Origin of the sequence: Proteus sp. GOKU (genome assembly GCF_015475555.1) — a bacterium.
GTDB classification, from domain to species: domain Bacteria; phylum Pseudomonadota; class Gammaproteobacteria; order Enterobacterales; family Enterobacteriaceae; genus Proteus; species Proteus mirabilis_B.
The window spans coordinates 2,044,406-2,060,838 of record NZ_CP034105.1 but is presented as its reverse complement, the minus strand read 5'-3'; the positions used below and the strand labels follow the sequence as shown (position 1 = coordinate 2,060,838).

Sequence of the window (16,433 nt, the reverse complement as noted above, 5' to 3'; positions counted from 1 at the left end):
TTTAACCAGTAAAAAGTTACAACGGAGTTGTTTATAATCAGTGGGTTATAGGTGGTTTTTGTAGAGTGTAACCGATGTAACCGGTTTCCGAGAGGGGAGATAATTAAAATAATGCTATAATAGAATAAACTTGCTATTTGTCTTAATATAATTAAAAGGTGTACATTAATCTGTATGGAAAGGATATATGAAAAATGAAACTAAATCTGAGTTTTTAAAATTTTTTCTTAATTTAATAATTATTGTCATTGGAACTCTAATTTTCGGTGTTTTATTGGAAAAATTTAAAAATGATGAATCATTCAGGACTACTTTAATAAAAGATTATTATAGTCCATTAAAAGTTAAGGAATTGGAATGTAACTATAAAAGTAATGAATATTCAAAAGCATATTTTGGTATAGGAAATTATTACTCAGAACTACAGAGTAGATATATTGCAAATAAAAAGGGGACGGGGCCATCTCTAACAATAGAATACCAAAAGTATTTAATAGATACACTTAAATCAGCTATGGATTTGTCAAAAAAAGCAGAGAAAATAGGATATGAATTAAGAAGTTGTAGAGGAGAATTACGACAGCTTCATGTTGAATTATCATTAGTCACAGGTTCATACCATGAAGTGGTAGATTCATATAACAAAAAGCAAAGTGAAATACAGAAGGAACAGGATCGTCTTAAAATTGAATCTGATAAGTTTACTGAAATGTCTAAAGATAAACTCCAAGATAAAATATTAAATAATTTCTTTAAGGTGGGGGATCCATCTAGATCTGTAAATGAAGATGATAATAAATTTTTAGATAATTTTATAGAAAAAGATATGCCTTCATTGATCCCTGTGTTTCATAAAGTAGCAGAGATAGAAATTGAAGTTTCGAATATAGAGAAAAAATATAATAAGATAATTGATGAAAAAATAGAGTTAGAAATAAATGAAAGATTTAGAAGAGGTTTATTATCGAGAATCGGGTTATAGTAAAATTTAATGTAAAGAGTATTAATAAAGTGGAGCTAAAAATATAACTCCACTTTATTATTAATTTAGATGGGATAGGATAATTAATAATTACCCATATTGTAGAATTCTCACATTGTTTTTTAGTTCAGATAACTCCTGTCCATTCATTGAGTTTCCAAAGTCATTACCATGAACAATTTTATGTCTTTTTTGATTAAGGTCATCGAGGAAGGTTTCCCATAGGGAGTGGCCTGTATATTTAGAGTCCTGTCAATAACTGTGGATCGGCAGTTCACCCGATATTAAAAATCCACACTATAGGGGCTTAAAATCCGCCCGTATGGGGGATTTCTGAGCCTGAATCGACCTACGTTCACAACATAGCGATTGGGATAAATTATTTGGCGAGGTTTTAGAGCATAAAAAAGTCAGCGAATAATTTCAATAGTGTCATTAAGTGAAAATCAGGAACGTTTGATACCTGAATTCAAAGCTTTTGCCGAAAAAATGGGATTGGATTTACCGCCTGACTCAATGTGGTCAATGGTGATGAACGGTATGCGCCTGAGTTATGGCGATGAAGTGATTTGGTTTGAGAACGGAAAGATTCAAATTTCATCGGAGAAAAGTGAAAAAGTTAATTTTGAAGAAGTGAAAAGGAAAAATATTGAGAAAAGGAGAGATAGGGTTATGGATAAAGTGAATAAGTTAAGAGAAATTAATTTAACTATATAAGGTAATAGTATGTGGTTTTTTTTAGTAGGATTAGTAGTATTCATAGGGATGTGTGCTGGAATTTATCTATGGCCTTTTTATGATTCCAATTTATGATAGAAATTATTATTTTGATCATTTGCCTGTAATGGCTTCAATGGAATACAGTTTATGAAATTTGTAAAAATATTAGAAGAATCTGTTTCTGCCGCCAAAAAAGCGAATGATCATAAGTCAGAGATAAGCCAAGTTATTATTGAACTAACTAATTCAATAGAAGAATTTACTAATAAGAAAGTAACATTAATAATTGATGAGTTGATTAAAAGCGGTTTACAAAAAACAATCTTCTTTCTTTCCGACATAAAGCCGGATAAAGAAATGGCTTTGGTATTAATGGAATTAGACAATAGCGACAATAAAATAGTTATTTCTAAATGGAAAGAGAGCGATGAAGGTTATCCAGTTATCATTTCTTATGATAATAAAGATATTTATTGTATGAATAAGGAAGAGTTGGAACAGGCATTATCAGATCTCATTGGTAGCATCAAAGTAGGGGCTATACTATTTAATAGTATTAACAAATAATTTTATTAAAACACTACGAATTGTAGTGTTTTAGCACTCCCACAAAAATTACATTTCAGTAAAATCTCCACTCATAAACCCCAAACAACCTATGCTATTATCACGCCAAATTAATAATCTATAGGGAAGTTGATATGAATATAAATAAAGAGTGCCTTAGACAAGTAGTTCCTGCGCTACTTCTCTCCTTGTTATGCATTAGCTCATTTTCTGCTCATGCAGATATTGAAGTTCGTGATGAAACTTTATATGAAGCGCATCAACGCTTTAAAACCGAAATTATAACCGATAGTTTTGATAATATTGACCCGCCTTGGGAAGCGCCACCAGAAATATTCAATGTGATTAAATATCCGGCAAAGCCGGGAGATATGTATGCCTATTTAACTCCGCCTCCAGCAAATAAAAAAGTTAAGTTACCTGCTGTGATCTGGTTAAATGGAGGCTACGGCGGAATTGGTGGCGACGATTATTTTTGGCAAAAGAAACCGATTGATAATGACCAAACAGGGGCAACTTTCCGTGACCCTAATATGGTACTGATGATCCCATCTTTTCGTGGTGAAAATACTAATCCAGGTCGCTATGAAATGTTTTATGGTGAATTAGAAGACTTAGAATCAGCGAGAGAATATTTAGCATCATTGCCTTATATTGACTCTAAACGTATCTATGTCGTCGGGCATAGTACGGGGGGAACTCGAGCATTATTAGCAAGTGAATATAGTGATAAATTTAGAGCTGTTTTCTCCTTGGGTGGAATACCTGATCTTAAATTAAGAGCTGAAGGAGATATGATAGTTGAATTGCCTTTCGATAGAAATAAAGAAGAAGAATTTAACGTTCGCTCTGTATATCGTTACATTAAATCGATAAAAACACCGACTTTTTATTTTGAGGGACGCGATTATTTTTGGGACGAATTTAATGAATTGCGTGGTGTTGCAATGGTGCATGATATCCCATTAAAAATATACAACATCAAAAATGGCGATCATTTCAATATCATTGTACCTGTCAGTAAATTAATAAAAGATAAAATCTTGTTAGATACTGATACAACTAAAGAAAGTAATATTAGATTCACTAATGAAGAAATAAAATGGATCAATAAACAAGTTAGATGATTATTGGTTTTCAAGTGAGTTGCTTTAATAATAATCCGCTCTTTTATTAATAGATAAAAGAGCGGTGTTTTTTTATTTAAAAATCAATATAGTTAGCCCAAAAAACCATCACATAACTCTTGAAGTTTATTGATCATTCTAGCCATATGAAAACCATCACATGTAGCATGATGCACTTGGATGGATATCGGTAATAAAAAATTGTCACTTTGTTGAGTATATTTTCCCATAGTAAAAATAGGAGGAAAATAATCCTTTACATTAGCTACATTTAAATTAAACCCGTCAAAACTTATCCATGGGATCATCGAAATACAAAAATGATTCTCGGGAAAATTACTTTTTGCGGATAGACTTAGATTATCTTTATATTTTTGATAATCTTGATTATATCCTTCTAGAAAAGAATGCCAATCCTCAACGTATTCGCTCCATAACTCTGAAAAAGTCTCAGTCTCTGGATGAAAAATCGTGTATGCAGGGTTGATATAATCCCAAATAATTAATTCATCATCTTTGATTGCCATTCTAGACTCAGAGTAGCTATTAACTGTTTTCGCAATTAAATAGATCATCGCAGGATAAAGCTTAAGATTATTTTTAGCTAATACTGTCTTCAAGACAGTAATATCTATTTTAGTTGTTAAGCTAAAACCACACTGTAGGTTATGTCGATAATGTAAGAAATGTTCTTTTCTATTCCATTGTTCTACGTTGATTTTTTCATAATTCATTTTTAAAGCCCTTCTTGTTAAGTAATAAAATTGTTTTTAACGAAGAAGGGCAAAACGGGTTGTCTGAATAGGTAGCATAGTAGCTCCTTATATATTTAATATTTTAGTTAGATCAAAAAACACAAAATAATAAGAGCAAATTGTTGCACTAAATATCAAAATTTGAAGGTATTTTCGTGCTTTTATCAGATTATCACATCATTATTTTGGAGATAAATATTAAGTGTATTATGATAAAAAAGATAGAGATATACTTTAAAAATGAAGGGATTTATTATGCAAGCTAAACTTGCTTATCAATGGAAACAACAAAGACGTGGGAGACTCTCTTTTTTAGGTCTAGAAATTGCTTGGACAATTTTCTTTTCTATTGCAGAGAACTTAGCAGATAGATGGTTTATATCACTTTATCCCGAAAAAATAGAGTTAGTTACTGAAAATTATTTTTACTACCAATTCTCTTTTACATCATATGGTCTAATAGAATTAGCGTTTTTAATAGTACAAGTTTACATATTTACACTTATATTATCTCAACGAATAAGAGATATAGGTATAGGTTATCCTATTGTTATTTCACTTGTTTTAACGGTTAGCCCTATCTTATTAACACCATATTTACTATTTAATGCACCATCTATGTTAGCGGTATTATATGCTATTTTATTAATAACGGGGTTGGTCGCTTTACTTGCACCACCTGCTCGTAAAATTGATATTAATAAAATCTCAAAAGAGAAAGAAAACAACAGTAAAATGGATAGTTAAAAAATCATTAAAATAAAAAAAGAAAAGCATCGTTTAGATGCTTTTCTTATCTAGCTGTAATACTTTTCAAGTCATTAGGACAAAATCTCAATTATGCCTTTTTGTCCGTCAACTTTTACTTTTTGCCCATTTTTTAAAATATTTAAGATATTGCGAACTCCCATTACTGCAGGTAGTCCCAATTCTCTAGCAGTAACCGCACCATGAGATAATGGCCCACCACTTTCTGTAATAATACCGGACGCGCGATAAAAGAGAGCGGTCCATGCAGGATTAGTTGTTCTTGCAACTAAAATGGCATTTTGTGGAAATTCGGCAAAATTCTCTGGACCATAAACAAGATAAACTTCGCCTTCAATAATACCTGCGCTACCCGCTAGTCCCTTTAATTGATGCTCATTTGTATTTAATTCATTACAACTATCTTCACCATAAATCCATTGTGGTGTGACTGATTTTGCTTTTAGATATCCTGCTTTATTTTGGTATATATTATGACGTAACTGATTCCACTCAGTAGGATTATCTGCAAGAATTGCATCAGCTAAAGGTTGTTCATTGGCAAAATAAATGTCCATTGGGCAATCTAAAACACTACGAATAACCAATCGCTCTCCTAATGCTTTTAATCCGCGACGCATAGGTAAGGCTAAACGAGTTGTTTGATAATGCTCTAAGTCATCAAGAGCAGTATAAACACGAGCTAATCGAATAATTTCTTGTAAGAAAAAGCGTAACTCTTCAGGGGCATCAGAGATAATTGAAAATTCAGTTTCTGACTGTAGGATTTTTTTGCCTAACGGATCATCTGTTTGCTTATCATCAGCTAAGTCTGCCATCGCTTTAATTTGAGTTAATACAATATGTGGAGCATCTAACCAAGTAGGATGATATGCATCAAAATCTAGTTCTCTATGGCCATGATTAGCTAAGAATAAGGTAAATTGCTGGTGGAAATGAGGATCACATTCCTCAATTTCTCGCATAATACTTTCAGGAACAATGGATGTTATAAGTTTGAGAAGTTGAGGGTGCTGGCGAACATAACGAGAAAGGGCCCAAAGTTCTGCATTCACTTGTCCTGTTTTAGTTTCAGACATCGCAATTAAATTATCGAATGCGGTATGTGCATATTTTTCTTCTTTAAAGAAGAGTTTTAGCAATGCCATTAATGCAGAATAGAGGGAGCGCTGAGTTAAGGATATGGCAATATTTGGTAAAAAGTAATCAGCTCCTAATTTATTAATTCTTTGCACATAATCCCATAATTGAGGCAAACTTTTATCCTGCAATGGTTCATTCATCAATGCGCCAATAGAGATTAAATATTTATCTAAATCACGCATCCAAGTAATAGGTAATTCTTGAACCCAACTGAATTTTTGTGCAATTTCAGGCAAAGATTTTAATAGGGTAGGTAAATCATTCATCATCGATGTAGGGTGACGATTACTATATAAGGAAACCGCATTTTGGTTGCCGTAAATATAATAATCCTGCATCCCGAACCATTTACCATTAAATGAAGGAAGCCCCATAAGATTAAGGCTAAAGTTTAATGATGAGTGAAAACCTGCTTCGCACATATCCCATGTTAATGGCGTGATAGGATTAGGGAATCTTTCTGCTGATTCTTCTCTTGTCCAAATTGGGGCAATTTGTGTCACATTACGTGATTGCAAAAGCCATAATTTTCCATCATGAAATGCCCACTCTATATCTTGTGGGAAATCAAAATATTTTTCTGCTGAGATAGCAAGTTCAGCTACTTGTTTACACTGCTCTGCTGTCAGCGAGGGCATGGATTGTTGAGCAGATTTAAGAGGTAAGATTTTAGTACCATTATCAACCATAACAATGGCATTTATTTTTTGAGCAATCGTTTCTTGTTTTAATGTGAAACTCTCTCTATCAATAAGAAATTCATCGACAGGATCTTCACCAGCAACAACAGTTTCACCTAATCCAAATGCGGCATTAATTAATACAGTAGAAAGAGAGCCTTGAACTGGATCAACAGAAAAAGCCACACCCGCAGCTTCATTCTCTTGGACGTTAATCATTCTTTGTAGCACAACCGCCATTGATGCTTGAGTATGGGGTAAATTTAAATGTTGGCGATAGAGCATAACGTGCGTGTGCCATAAAGATGCATAACATTGACGAATTGCGTCCAGTAAATTAGGCAAAGTTTTAATACCTAATACCGTATCGTGTTGTCCTGCAAAGGCGGCTCCAGGCATATCTTCCAATGTACCGGAAGATCTTACGGCTAAAGCGGTATTATTTAATTGGAGTTCATTTAATCTTGAACGTAAAGAATGAATTAAGTTCTCTGGCATGGAGGCTTGTAAAATTAAATGGCGAATATTTTTACTAACGACTTCAATTTCTTGCTTTTTTTCTGATAATAATCGATTAATTTCAGGTAGCAAGGGCGTGATAAATAACTGATAAGCTTGACAAGAGAGGATCAAACCATCAGGAACAGGCAGTGACTGAATTGTTTTTGCTAAACTCGCACCTTTACCCCCACTAATAGATACTTCAGAAGCAATAGGCTCGTTAATTTTATAGATGAGTTCCATATTCGACCTTATTATTTTTACAAGTGATGTAAAGTACCAATGATGCAAGTAAAGCACCGACAATGACATCAACGCCGTAGTGATAATGTAAATAGACAGTTGCTAAAACAAGTCCTATTAAGATAGGAGATAAGCAATACGCTGTTTTTCGATAACCTGAAAAATAGAAAAAGCCAACAATATAAAGAGTGATCCCTGTATGTAATGAAGGAAAAACATCCATGCCGGTAATTCCTTTATCAACAAGATCAGTCAGAAATAATGTCATGGCACCAGAGTAAACTGGATAGTTAAAATCAGAAGGAAAAGCAGAATAAGGGCCGGCTGCGGGGATAGAGAAGTAACCAATAAAGCCGACAAAATACATTAGCATTAAGCCGAAAAAATAGTTTTTGGCCAGTGTTTTATTTCGGCTAAAAAAGAAGAAAAGGGCACTGCCAATAATTAAGAAGTAGAAGCTAAAATAGCAAAAAGAAAGAAATTCACTTAGCCAGCCTGACTGTAGAGAAATTGTCCATTCTGGCAAGCTTTTTCCAGCCCATAGGAATTTATCTAATTTATATAAAATGTCATCAAAACTCCATTGGTATAAACCATAGCGAATCGATTTAAACAAAGGAAAAATAGTCCAACAAGCAATCAGTTGTAATAAACCAAACCAATAGAATCGAGAGTAAGAGGTTGCTTGTTGTGTTTTGTATCCAACAAAAACGAGTAATACCCATGAAAAGAAGCCTAAAAATATGGGGAACAACATTTCTGTGGCATTCGTTAACCAACTTCCATAAGTTCCTAATGCCCAAATAATAAACAATTGTAGAGAAAATAAGTGGTTAAAAAGCATCCTGGCTTTCATGGTTAACATATTTGAGCGCCTTTCTTCCTTATTAAGATAAAACCGAATAGTGCACTGGCTAAACTTATACCAATAAATACAGGGAAAAAGAATAGGAGCATGACTAAGATGGGGAGCCAAATTGCAGTCGCTATTGCACCTCCTAATATTTTAAAAAAGCTAATGGTATTACGGGCGTCAGCAAAATGAGACGCAATAAATGACGATAAAAATATTGGAAATAAGATATACATAAATAAAAATGAAATATAACGCCAGATTAATATAGAAGATTGAGATTTTTTTTCTATATTTTGATTATCATTATTTGATTTATATAAATTGTTTTGATAGTCAATAAAGGATTCAGCATAAGAATCACCGCCCTTATTTTTATTAAAAGCATAGGCTGATGCTTTCTCAAAAATATCAATATTTGGACAATTAACGGAGATTTTATTTAGTGATGCAGAAACTTCCGTATGAATATTTTGTTCCCACTCTCTGATTGATAAATTATCTTTTTGTGAATTTATAAGAATATTTTCACCAATATAAACTTCAACTTTTGAACTGAATTTATCAGGGGCTATATAAAACAAGCCCATAGGAATAATATCAAAAACTACTCCCTCACTGATCAATGTTCTAATAATTCTTGCCGCCCCTCGTTGATAAGGCAATGGCTGGAAACCCCATTCGCTACTGCCTTCCGGGAATAAGAGTAAATTACCGCCTGCTTTTATATGTGCAATTGCAGCATCTGAAGGACTTGAAAATAGATTTGCATTTACACCCAAACGTTGTCTATCCTTTTTCCTAACTACGGGAATACCCGTAAAAAAAGCTCTCATTAAAGGACTATTTAATAATTGAATTGAAGCTAAAGCTTGAGTGTTAGAAAATGCTTTTAATGCAATGTAACCATCAAAAGCACTGTTCCGATGACTACATAGAATTAACTTTGGATGTGTATTTTCAGTTTGATATCTATTATGGTAAATAAGTGAAATTTTGGAAAAGTAGATTTCTCTAATTGCACTTGAGATGCATTGATAATAAAAGGGTAGCGGAGAACCCGCAACAAAAGAGGAGGTTTTTTTTATTGGCGAAGGCAATATTGGATTAGGCATAAGATTTCCTTACATTATTCCTTCTGCAAAAACATACCACGCTCTTAAAAAAAGTAACACTAAAAAATTAAAATTTAAAAGGCAATATTAGAATAAATTATTTCACTAATTTGAGGCTCTTAATTCTAATGAATAAGATGGAAATGAGTATGATTCAACTTAGACTCGCTGAACCACAGGAAGCAAAAAGGCTGTGGTATTTACGAAATCAAGCATTGCGATTTGGTTGTGAAAATGTTTATCCATCAGAGATTTTAGCCGCTTGGACTCCTGATGAGATGCCTGAAGGATATCGGCAGGCTATTATTGATAATCCATTTTATGTGATTGATTATCAAGAATACAATATTCCTGTTGCTTCGGGTTTTTTAGATATTAAAACTGGTTTTGCTGAAGCTATTTTTACATTGCCTGAATACATGGGAAAAGGATTTGCAGGGCTAATTTTAAAGCAACTGAAACATGAGGCAATTAAGAGAGGGCAATCTAAATTGTTTTTGGATGCAACACCTAATGCAGTATTATTTTATTTAAAACAGGGTTTTAAAGCATTAGAAGAGCGTGATTATTATTCTGATTTAGCGAAAGCAAATTTACATTGTTACCGCATGTACATTGATTTAGATTAGTTGATTGTATTTTAATCATCTTTAAAGGATGGTTTTTATAATGGACTAATAATAAAAAAGCTATTCTTAAAATGCGGTATAAATTTATTTTTATCATTTTTTGAATTAGCTTTTATATTAATAACATAAAATAGCAATCCTCATGATGTTGCGATATTGTAAAGTATCACAGTATATCTAGGATAAATATTATGCAAAATGTGTTATTAACGTTATGGCCGTTATTTGCGTTAATTGCGCTAGGTGCAATTTTAAGAAGAAATAAAACGTTTGAACCAGCATTTTGGGTGGGAGCTGAAAAACTTAACTATTTTTTACTTTTTCCTGCCTTATTGATAAATAGCTTGGCAAATGCACCTTTATCGGATCCTCAATTACCCCACCTTGCTGGGGCTATTTTTTCTGTTGTCATAATTGTCACTATATTGTGCGTTATTTTGAAAAAAATAACAGGGTGGTTTGCTGGTCGCTTTGGTGCAATTGTTCAAGGCAATATTCGATTTAACACTTATTTAGGTTTAGCAATTGTTGCTGATTTATTTGGGGTTGAAGGTTTGGGAATAGCCGCTTTGATTTTAGCAACACTAGTTCCCCTATCAAATGTGACCTCGGTACTTTGTTTAACAGCAGGGCAAAATGTGACTTTGCGTCAGCTGATATTACCTATCATAAAAAACCCTTTAATTATCTCTTGTGTTATTGGCATCATAATAAACTTGTCAGGGGTTGGGCTTCCTTTTGGTAGCGATCAATTTTTGAAATTGTTAGCCGCAACGAGTTTACCTTTAGGCCTTATTTGTATTGGTGCAGCATTGCATCTATCAACACTAAAAGCAGAAAGCAAAATGATTGGTATTAACACTGTTACCCGTTTACTTATAGTACCGGTAATCGCATATAGCGTTGCTTATTTTCTAGGTCTATCTTCATTAGTTATGATGCTTTTAGTTATTTTCTTTTCTATTCCAACAGCGCCAACTTCTTACATTTTAACTCGTCAATTAGGCGGTGACTCTGAACTAATGGCGGGAATTATTACATCTCAGACAATGTTTGCTGCAATTACATTGCCTATCGTATTAAGTTTTCTATCAGGATAATTTTTTCGAGACATCAATTTAAGTGAAATATTCTTTATCTTTAAGTAACTATAAATTTGTGATGTTTTTTTATATAAAAAGATAATATTTTTTATTATCTTTATTTTTCATTTTGTTAAAAATGGAAAAATTAAAATGAAGGTTTTAAATGAAGGTGTCAATTATAAAAAAATAACTAAATTATCAGATAATTCGCCGTCTGATGTAATGAGTGTTTGGGAAAAAATAAAAGATTGGTTTGGGTTTAGTCAGCAAAAAAAAGTATTAACCTTAATTAAAAATATTTACTTTAACCAAGATGCAACAATTTTTGAGAAAAATAAAGATTTCTTTCATCTAAAAAAACTTGCTGGAGAACAGTATAAAAATAATTTCAAATATAGTGTGAATAATGATGAAATATTTTATCTGATTGATTTTGGAGATGAAAGTATTAAGTCTAAAAGTAGTATCTTGCCATTTATTGAAACTATAAAAAATGAACTAAATCTTGATTTAAAAAATTATAGTAATGAAGATTTAGACGCATTTATTAATAACTATTATAAATTATCTACATTAAACAATACAAAAATAAATTTTGAAGAAAAATTTATTGCATTTAGAGCGATTCTGATGGAGTGTATGGATGCTAATGAAAATCCTCTTAGTAAACAAGGTTTTTCTCTTGATTGTTTTGATGAGAAAAAATCATTTAATGATAAATGTGAATATTTAAAAGAAAATAGTGAAAAATATTTTGGTAATCTTAATACTAAGAAATTAATCGATAATATATATGATTCTGCAAATCAACATAAGTACAAAAACCTTAGGGAACAGGTAGAAAAAGATATTCCAAGATATGATTTAAAATTCAATAATGAAAATATATCTGACATTAGTGTATTAGAGGGAAAATTAAAACCATTAAATAATAAAGATACTATGATTATTTTTGAGTTGCTTAATCAAGGTGTTTTTCCAATGATAAAAGATTCTTTTGAAGAACATGATCCGATTGCTTCAATGTATTCCCCCTTTACAGGAGAGACATCTGTTAATATAAAAAATGAAGGTAACTTATACACTATCATTGTTAATAATAAAAAGAGAATTGCAGAATCTGATATTGAAAAAGTGAGTCAGCTATCAAATTTTATTTTAAATGACTTTGATTACAATTCTATGAATTTATATATGAAAAATTTTGTCGATTCCCCTGTATCAAAGGAAACGTTAGATGCTTCATTAGCTCTGTATCAAAGTGAAATAGAGAGAAGAAAAACAGATAGAATTGGCGATAAATTTAATTACAAAGGAAGTAGATTTGCTTTGCTGGAAGAAAATATGAATATTAAATTTGAATTTAATCCTGACCTAATGAAAAAACTATCCATTTCAACTAATGAAAGTAAAGTTGAATACAGTTTATTAAAATCTTGATTTGGGATAAAGGGGGCTTCTTGCTATTATGGTTATAAATCAATAATAAGTAAGAGGCTTTTTTTATGTCGCAACCTCATCACCTTGAAATCCAAACAGTTATTACCAAACTAAAACAACAATATCAAAATGCCGTTGATGCATTACGTAATGCAATTGTTGATTATGCACAATCTGGAAAATTACCCGATGTAAAACAAAGAGCCGAAGGATTGTTTGCTTACCCTCAATTAACGGTATATTGGTCTGGTGAAACAAAAACAGAAGATAAAACGAGAGCTTATGGGCGTTTATCTCGCTCAGGAACTTATTCTACCACTATTACTAATCCCGCTTTATTTGAAAATTATTTATCAGAACAATTGCAACTTATTGCTGATGCCTACTATACAACTTTTGAAGTCAGTGCCTCAAAACAAGAAATTCCTTATCCTTTTGTTATTGATGGAACAGGTGTTGGTTTTGATAGAAAAATGAGTGCCTCTTTGGCTAAATATTTCCCGACAACTGACTTATCTAAGATTGGTGATGAAATTACCGATGGATTAATTTGTGATAGGGATATTTTACCACTTTCTCATTTTGACGCCTTGCGTACAGATTTTTCGTTGGCACGTTTAAAACATTACACAGGTACATTGCCTGAAGATGTTCAACCTTATATTTTATTCACTAACTATAATCGCTATGTTGATGAATTTGTCCGTTGGGCTTGTGAGCAAGTAGCAGATAAAAATAGTCCATATTGCGCACTTTCTTGTGCTGGTTTTCAACAAATTACGGCTGAAACTGTTGATCCTGAAAAGTTAATATCCGATTTAACTTGGAAAAAATATCAAATGCCAGCCTATCATTTAATTGCAAAAGAAGGCCCCGGAATAACATTAGTTAATATTGGTGTAGGGCCTTCAAATGCAAAAACAATTTGTGATCATTTAGCGATTTTACGTCCTCATGTTTGGTTAATGATTGGCCATTGTGGTGGTTTACGTGAAAGCCAACAACTTGGTGATTATGTATTAGCACATGCATATTTACGAGATGATCATATTTTAGATGATGTATTACCACCTGATATTCCAATTCCTAATATTGCTGAAGTGCAACGTGCGCTGTATGACGCAACAAAAATAATTAGTGGAAAACCGGGGCATGAAATAAAACAAAGATTAAGAACGGGAACTGTTGTGACAACGGACGATCGTAACTGGGAATTACGTTTTTCCGTTTCAGCAAGACGATTTAACTTAAGTCGCGCTGTTGCTGTTGATATGGAAAGTGCAACAATTGCAGCGCAAGGTTATCGTTTTCGAGTTCCTTACGGCACATTATTATGTGTATCTGATAAACCGTTGCATGGCGAAATTAAATTACCCGGTCAGGCTAACCATTTTTATGAAGGTGCAGTATCAGAGCATTTACAGATTGGTATTGAATCTATTGAGTTGCTTAAACAAGCGGAAGGTAGCTTACATTCTCGTAAATTGAGAACATTTAATGAACCACCTTTTAGATAAACTTTAGTAATAAGAAACCCCCAGTTTTAAACGACTTATAATTTGAAGTTAGTTTATAGTTGGGGGGTATTTTGTCTTATTAAAAAGCAAGATACTCAAAAACAAAACTTAAAAACGTAAATGTCTAGCTGCTTTTCTTAAACGATCATCTCCACGTCTATCATAACGTTGAGTCGTCATAATACTGGCATGTCCCATTGCATCTTTTACAGTGACAATATCTTCACCGTTATCAAGCATTGCAGAGGCAAATGTTCTTCGTAGATCATGAGGAGCAAATTTATCAATACCACTTTCTTGTTGTCGAGTTTCTAAAATATAGTAAATGGCTTGATCGGTGATCCGCTCATCGGTGACATCATCAAATCGGCGAATACGAGTGAAAAGAGGGCCATCTTGTGTGCCTCTTATTTCATCAATCCATAATTGAACGCGATCCCAAGTATCATCAGGCATATAAGACATGCGTTCTTTATTACCTTTACCTCTAACAAGAAAAGCTTGATCACGAAATTGAATATGCTCGTAATTAATGGAGACGATTTCTGAGCGACGTAATCCGCAACCTAATAACACACTTAATATTGCGGCATCTCTTAAACCTTTCGATGAATTGTCTTTTTCACAACTTCTAAATAACGCACGAATTTCACTGCTAGTTAGAGCTCTGCCTTTGGGTAATCGACTTCCTCTTACCGATTTAACTTGGCGGATATGCTGATAACTTTCAGTATCCATTTGTTTCATTGCCCAAGCTTCTAACGCGACACCTTTTAATGCAGCAAGATAAGTATTGATAGTGGCGGGGGCTTTATTGGCATCAGATAACATATCAATAATAGCTTGAATATGATGTCGACGAAGTGCTCCCCATTGGCAATTTTTAAGAGAAGAAAAACCAATCATCTTAGCAACAATAGTTAAAAACGATCCCATTGTTTGACGACTACGTTTTGATCCTAAACTCATTAAATATGCCATTGCAGGATTGGTATGAGCGGGCGAGGTGAATGTTGCATTCAGATCCAATAATGCTTGTTTTTCAGACAAGACTAGCGATGTTTCAGGTGTTAACTCCTGATCGTCGTGGTGAAATTCCACTGTGATTTCCTTATTAAATCAACATAACCATAATGAATATTCTAACAGATCCAAAAAAGAAAAAAGCTACTTTTTCAAAGGATCATTTTAATAAGTAGAAACGATCTTGTTTGTTTTGCCACCAATTTGATTGTTTGGTGAGCTTTTTTAGGGCGAATAGTCTTCAAGTTGAGTTAAGGGAAAAAACGGTAATAAATGACGTTAGGAAAAAGAGTAGAGAATAATAAGAGAAAAAGGGTGATTACACCGTTTTCGCACCCAAAACTTTCACTTTTTATCGACTTAAAAATAATGAAGATAACGGCAAAAATTGGGTGCGAAATAATCAATAGCTATTTAAATTTACTCTTTATAAATTGCAACAACAGGTTTTCCGTCGTTACCAATTGTGCCACGATACATACCTTCAGAATTAAAACTCATTGTGTAGTTACCTGTTTTATCTAATACGATAACACCGCCACTACCATTAATAGCTTTAACTTCATCAAGTGCATTTTGAGCAGCAGTTTCTAAAGGTAAATTAATTCCCATTAAAGCACCATAGTTAGGGACTAAATCTACCGCTTTTTGTACAGAGGTTTGAATAGAACCTAATTCAAAACCTTGTGATGTTGCCACAATGGCACTCACAACAATTGCGATAACACTTAATAATGGCAATGCACTGACGCAGTTTAGATTAAAGCCTGCAATCCGCATTAAAAGTGCCGCTAAAATAGGGCCACCGATAAAGGCTGTCAGCACAAAATTAAATGTGGTGTAGCTGTTATACCACGTTGGAACAGTATCAATTTGGTATACACGAGAGATAGCCGTAATAAATAATGCGGCTAATACCATAACCAGCGCGACCCATAATTTACCTAATGCAGCCGGCATTTTATTAAGTACAGCCAGTAACCAGTAAATACCACCCAGTGCAAAGAAAATTGAACCGCTGGCAATTTCATTACTTAATGATGAGTGACCAAAACGAAGCAATGAGTTAAATGCACGTAATGGCGTTCCCATATGCATCATGGAGAGCAAGAAACCAATACCCATTAATGCCCAAAGACCAAACATGCTGTAATGCACTTTTCGGTTCATTTCTGCTGAAAGCTTACCCGAAAGAATAGCGCATCCCATAATAATAAAAGCGCCAGCAACACTTTGACCGATAACGGTAAAAAACATTAGTGGCCATTCATGCAATCCCACCATC

General features: G+C 33.3%; 15 protein-coding genes. 9 read left to right on the top strand and 6 right to left on the bottom strand.

Annotation, left to right across the window (positions count from 1 at the left end; genetic code table 11):
- Positions 1-187 precede the first annotated feature (187 nt).
- The 4 genes from EHE21_RS09615 to EHE21_RS09595 all read left to right on the top strand — a co-directional run bounded on the left by EHE21_RS09615 (position 188) and on the right by EHE21_RS09595 (position 3,396).
- Positions 188-982: a hypothetical protein gene (locus EHE21_RS09615; RefSeq protein ID WP_194952558.1), complete on the top strand. Its 795-nt coding sequence runs from the start codon at positions 188-190 to the stop codon at positions 980-982.
- Between the two features lie 429 nt (positions 983-1,411).
- Positions 1,412-1,699, top strand: coding sequence for a hypothetical protein (locus tag EHE21_RS09605; RefSeq protein ID WP_194952557.1), 288 nt, complete (start codon positions 1,412-1,414; stop codon positions 1,697-1,699).
- A gap of 150 nt (positions 1,700-1,849) precedes the next feature.
- Positions 1,850-2,269 carry a hypothetical protein gene (locus tag EHE21_RS09600; protein ID WP_194952556.1) on the top strand — a complete coding sequence of 140 codons (420 nt, stop codon included), beginning with the start codon at positions 1,850-1,852 and terminating at the stop codon, positions 2,267-2,269.
- 134 nt (positions 2,270-2,403) lie between these two features.
- On the top strand, positions 2,404-3,396 hold the full coding sequence (locus tag EHE21_RS09595) for an alpha/beta hydrolase family protein (RefSeq protein ID WP_194952555.1): 993 nt from the start codon (positions 2,404-2,406) through the stop codon (positions 3,394-3,396).
- A gap of 92 nt (positions 3,397-3,488) precedes the next feature.
- On the opposite strand, the gene catA is transcribed toward EHE21_RS09595, so the two are convergent.
- Positions 3,489-4,130, bottom strand: a complete 642-nt coding sequence (catA, locus tag EHE21_RS09590) for a type A chloramphenicol O-acetyltransferase (protein ID WP_194952554.1) — start codon at positions 4,128-4,130, stop codon at positions 3,489-3,491.
- 276 nt (positions 4,131-4,406) lie between these two features.
- Here catA and EHE21_RS09585 point away from each other — a divergent pair, with 276 nt between their 5' ends.
- Positions 4,407-4,898, top strand: coding sequence for a hypothetical protein (locus tag EHE21_RS09585; protein WP_194952553.1), 492 nt, complete (start codon positions 4,407-4,409; stop codon positions 4,896-4,898).
- A gap of 74 nt (positions 4,899-4,972) precedes the next feature.
- Here EHE21_RS09585 and EHE21_RS09580 read toward each other — a convergent pair whose 3' ends face one another.
- Genes EHE21_RS09580 through EHE21_RS09570 form a run of 3 tightly spaced genes read right to left on the bottom strand, consistent with a single transcriptional unit; the run spans position 4,973 to position 9,454 of the window.
- Positions 4,973-7,486: a PEP/pyruvate-binding domain-containing protein gene (locus tag EHE21_RS09580; protein WP_194952552.1), complete on the bottom strand. Its 2,514-nt coding sequence runs from the start codon at positions 7,484-7,486 to the stop codon at positions 4,973-4,975.
- The gene (locus EHE21_RS09575) at positions 7,470-8,351 is read right to left on the bottom strand and encodes a phosphatase PAP2 family protein (RefSeq protein ID WP_194952551.1); all 882 of its coding nucleotides are present in this window, start codon (positions 8,349-8,351) and stop codon (positions 7,470-7,472) included. Before EHE21_RS09575 ends, EHE21_RS09580 begins: the two co-directional genes overlap by 17 nt.
- The gene (locus tag EHE21_RS09570) at positions 8,345-9,454 is read right to left on the bottom strand and encodes a 1-acyl-sn-glycerol-3-phosphate acyltransferase (protein WP_194952550.1); all 1,110 of its coding nucleotides are present in this window, start codon (positions 9,452-9,454) and stop codon (positions 8,345-8,347) included. Before EHE21_RS09570 ends, EHE21_RS09575 begins: the two co-directional genes overlap by 7 nt.
- Before the next feature lie 143 nt (positions 9,455-9,597).
- On the opposite strand from EHE21_RS09570, the gene EHE21_RS09565 reads away from it, so the two are divergent.
- From EHE21_RS09565 to EHE21_RS09550, 4 genes are all read left to right on the top strand, one after another.
- Positions 9,598-10,083, top strand: coding sequence for a GNAT family N-acetyltransferase (locus EHE21_RS09565; RefSeq protein WP_194952615.1), 486 nt, complete (start codon positions 9,598-9,600; stop codon positions 10,081-10,083).
- A gap of 191 nt (positions 10,084-10,274) precedes the next feature.
- Positions 10,275-11,183 (top strand): AEC family transporter, encoded by a 909-nt coding sequence (locus EHE21_RS09560; protein ID WP_194952549.1) that lies wholly within the window; start codon positions 10,275-10,277, stop codon positions 11,181-11,183.
- A 135-nt stretch (positions 11,184-11,318) separates the two neighbouring features.
- Entirely contained in the window at positions 11,319-12,608 is a 1,290-nt protein-coding gene (locus EHE21_RS09555; protein WP_194952548.1) for a hypothetical protein, read from the top strand.
- A 65-nt stretch (positions 12,609-12,673) separates the two neighbouring features.
- Entirely contained in the window at positions 12,674-14,125 is a 1,452-nt protein-coding gene (locus EHE21_RS09550; RefSeq protein ID WP_194952547.1) for an AMP nucleosidase, read from the top strand.
- Positions 14,126-14,233: 108 nt separating this feature from the next.
- Here the strand turns inward: EHE21_RS09550 and EHE21_RS09545 are convergent, their stop codons facing one another.
- Both EHE21_RS09545 and EHE21_RS09540 read right to left on the bottom strand, forming a co-directional pair.
- Positions 14,234-15,226, bottom strand: a complete 993-nt coding sequence (locus EHE21_RS09545; RefSeq protein ID WP_088495522.1) for a tyrosine-type recombinase/integrase — start codon at positions 15,224-15,226, stop codon at positions 14,234-14,236.
- Positions 15,227-15,568: 342 nt separating this feature from the next.
- The gene (locus EHE21_RS09540) at positions 15,569-16,432 is read right to left on the bottom strand and encodes a DmsC/YnfH family molybdoenzyme membrane anchor subunit (RefSeq protein ID WP_194952546.1); all 864 of its coding nucleotides are present in this window, start codon (positions 16,430-16,432) and stop codon (positions 15,569-15,571) included.
- Position 16,433: the final 1 nt, after the last annotated feature.

What these genes read in the sequence shown, in the direction of transcription:
- EHE21_RS09615 (WP_194952558.1), top strand. Translation starts at nt 188, where the DNA reads ATGAAAAATGAAACTAAATCTGAGTTTTTAAAATTTTTTCTTAATTTA.
- EHE21_RS09600 (WP_194952556.1), top strand. Translation starts at nt 1,850, where the DNA reads ATGAAATTTGTAAAAATATTAGAAGAATCTGTTTCTGCCGCCAAAAAA.
- EHE21_RS09595 (WP_194952555.1), top strand. Translation starts at nt 2,404, where the DNA reads ATGAATATAAATAAAGAGTGCCTTAGACAAGTAGTTCCTGCGCTACTT.
- catA (WP_194952554.1), bottom strand. Translation starts at nt 4,130, where the DNA reads ATGAATTATGAAAAAATCAACGTAGAACAATGGAATAGAAAAGAACAT.
- EHE21_RS09585 (WP_194952553.1), top strand. Translation starts at nt 4,407, where the DNA reads ATGCAAGCTAAACTTGCTTATCAATGGAAACAACAAAGACGTGGGAGA.
- EHE21_RS09580 (WP_194952552.1), bottom strand. Translation starts at nt 7,486, where the DNA reads ATGGAACTCATCTATAAAATTAACGAGCCTATTGCTTCTGAAGTATCT.
- EHE21_RS09575 (WP_194952551.1), bottom strand. Translation starts at nt 8,351, where the DNA reads ATGTTAACCATGAAAGCCAGGATGCTTTTTAACCACTTATTTTCTCTA.
- EHE21_RS09570 (WP_194952550.1), bottom strand. Translation starts at nt 9,454, where the DNA reads ATGCCTAATCCAATATTGCCTTCGCCAATAAAAAAAACCTCCTCTTTT.
- EHE21_RS09565 (WP_194952615.1), top strand. Translation starts at nt 9,598, where the DNA reads ATGAGTATGATTCAACTTAGACTCGCTGAACCACAGGAAGCAAAAAGG.
- EHE21_RS09560 (WP_194952549.1), top strand. Translation starts at nt 10,275, where the DNA reads ATGCAAAATGTGTTATTAACGTTATGGCCGTTATTTGCGTTAATTGCG.
- EHE21_RS09555 (WP_194952548.1), top strand. Translation starts at nt 11,319, where the DNA reads ATGAAGGTTTTAAATGAAGGTGTCAATTATAAAAAAATAACTAAATTA.
- EHE21_RS09550 (WP_194952547.1), top strand. Translation starts at nt 12,674, where the DNA reads ATGTCGCAACCTCATCACCTTGAAATCCAAACAGTTATTACCAAACTA.
- EHE21_RS09540 (WP_194952546.1), bottom strand. Translation starts at nt 16,432, where the DNA reads ATGGTGGGATTGCATGAATGGCCACTAATGTTTTTTACCGTTATCGGT.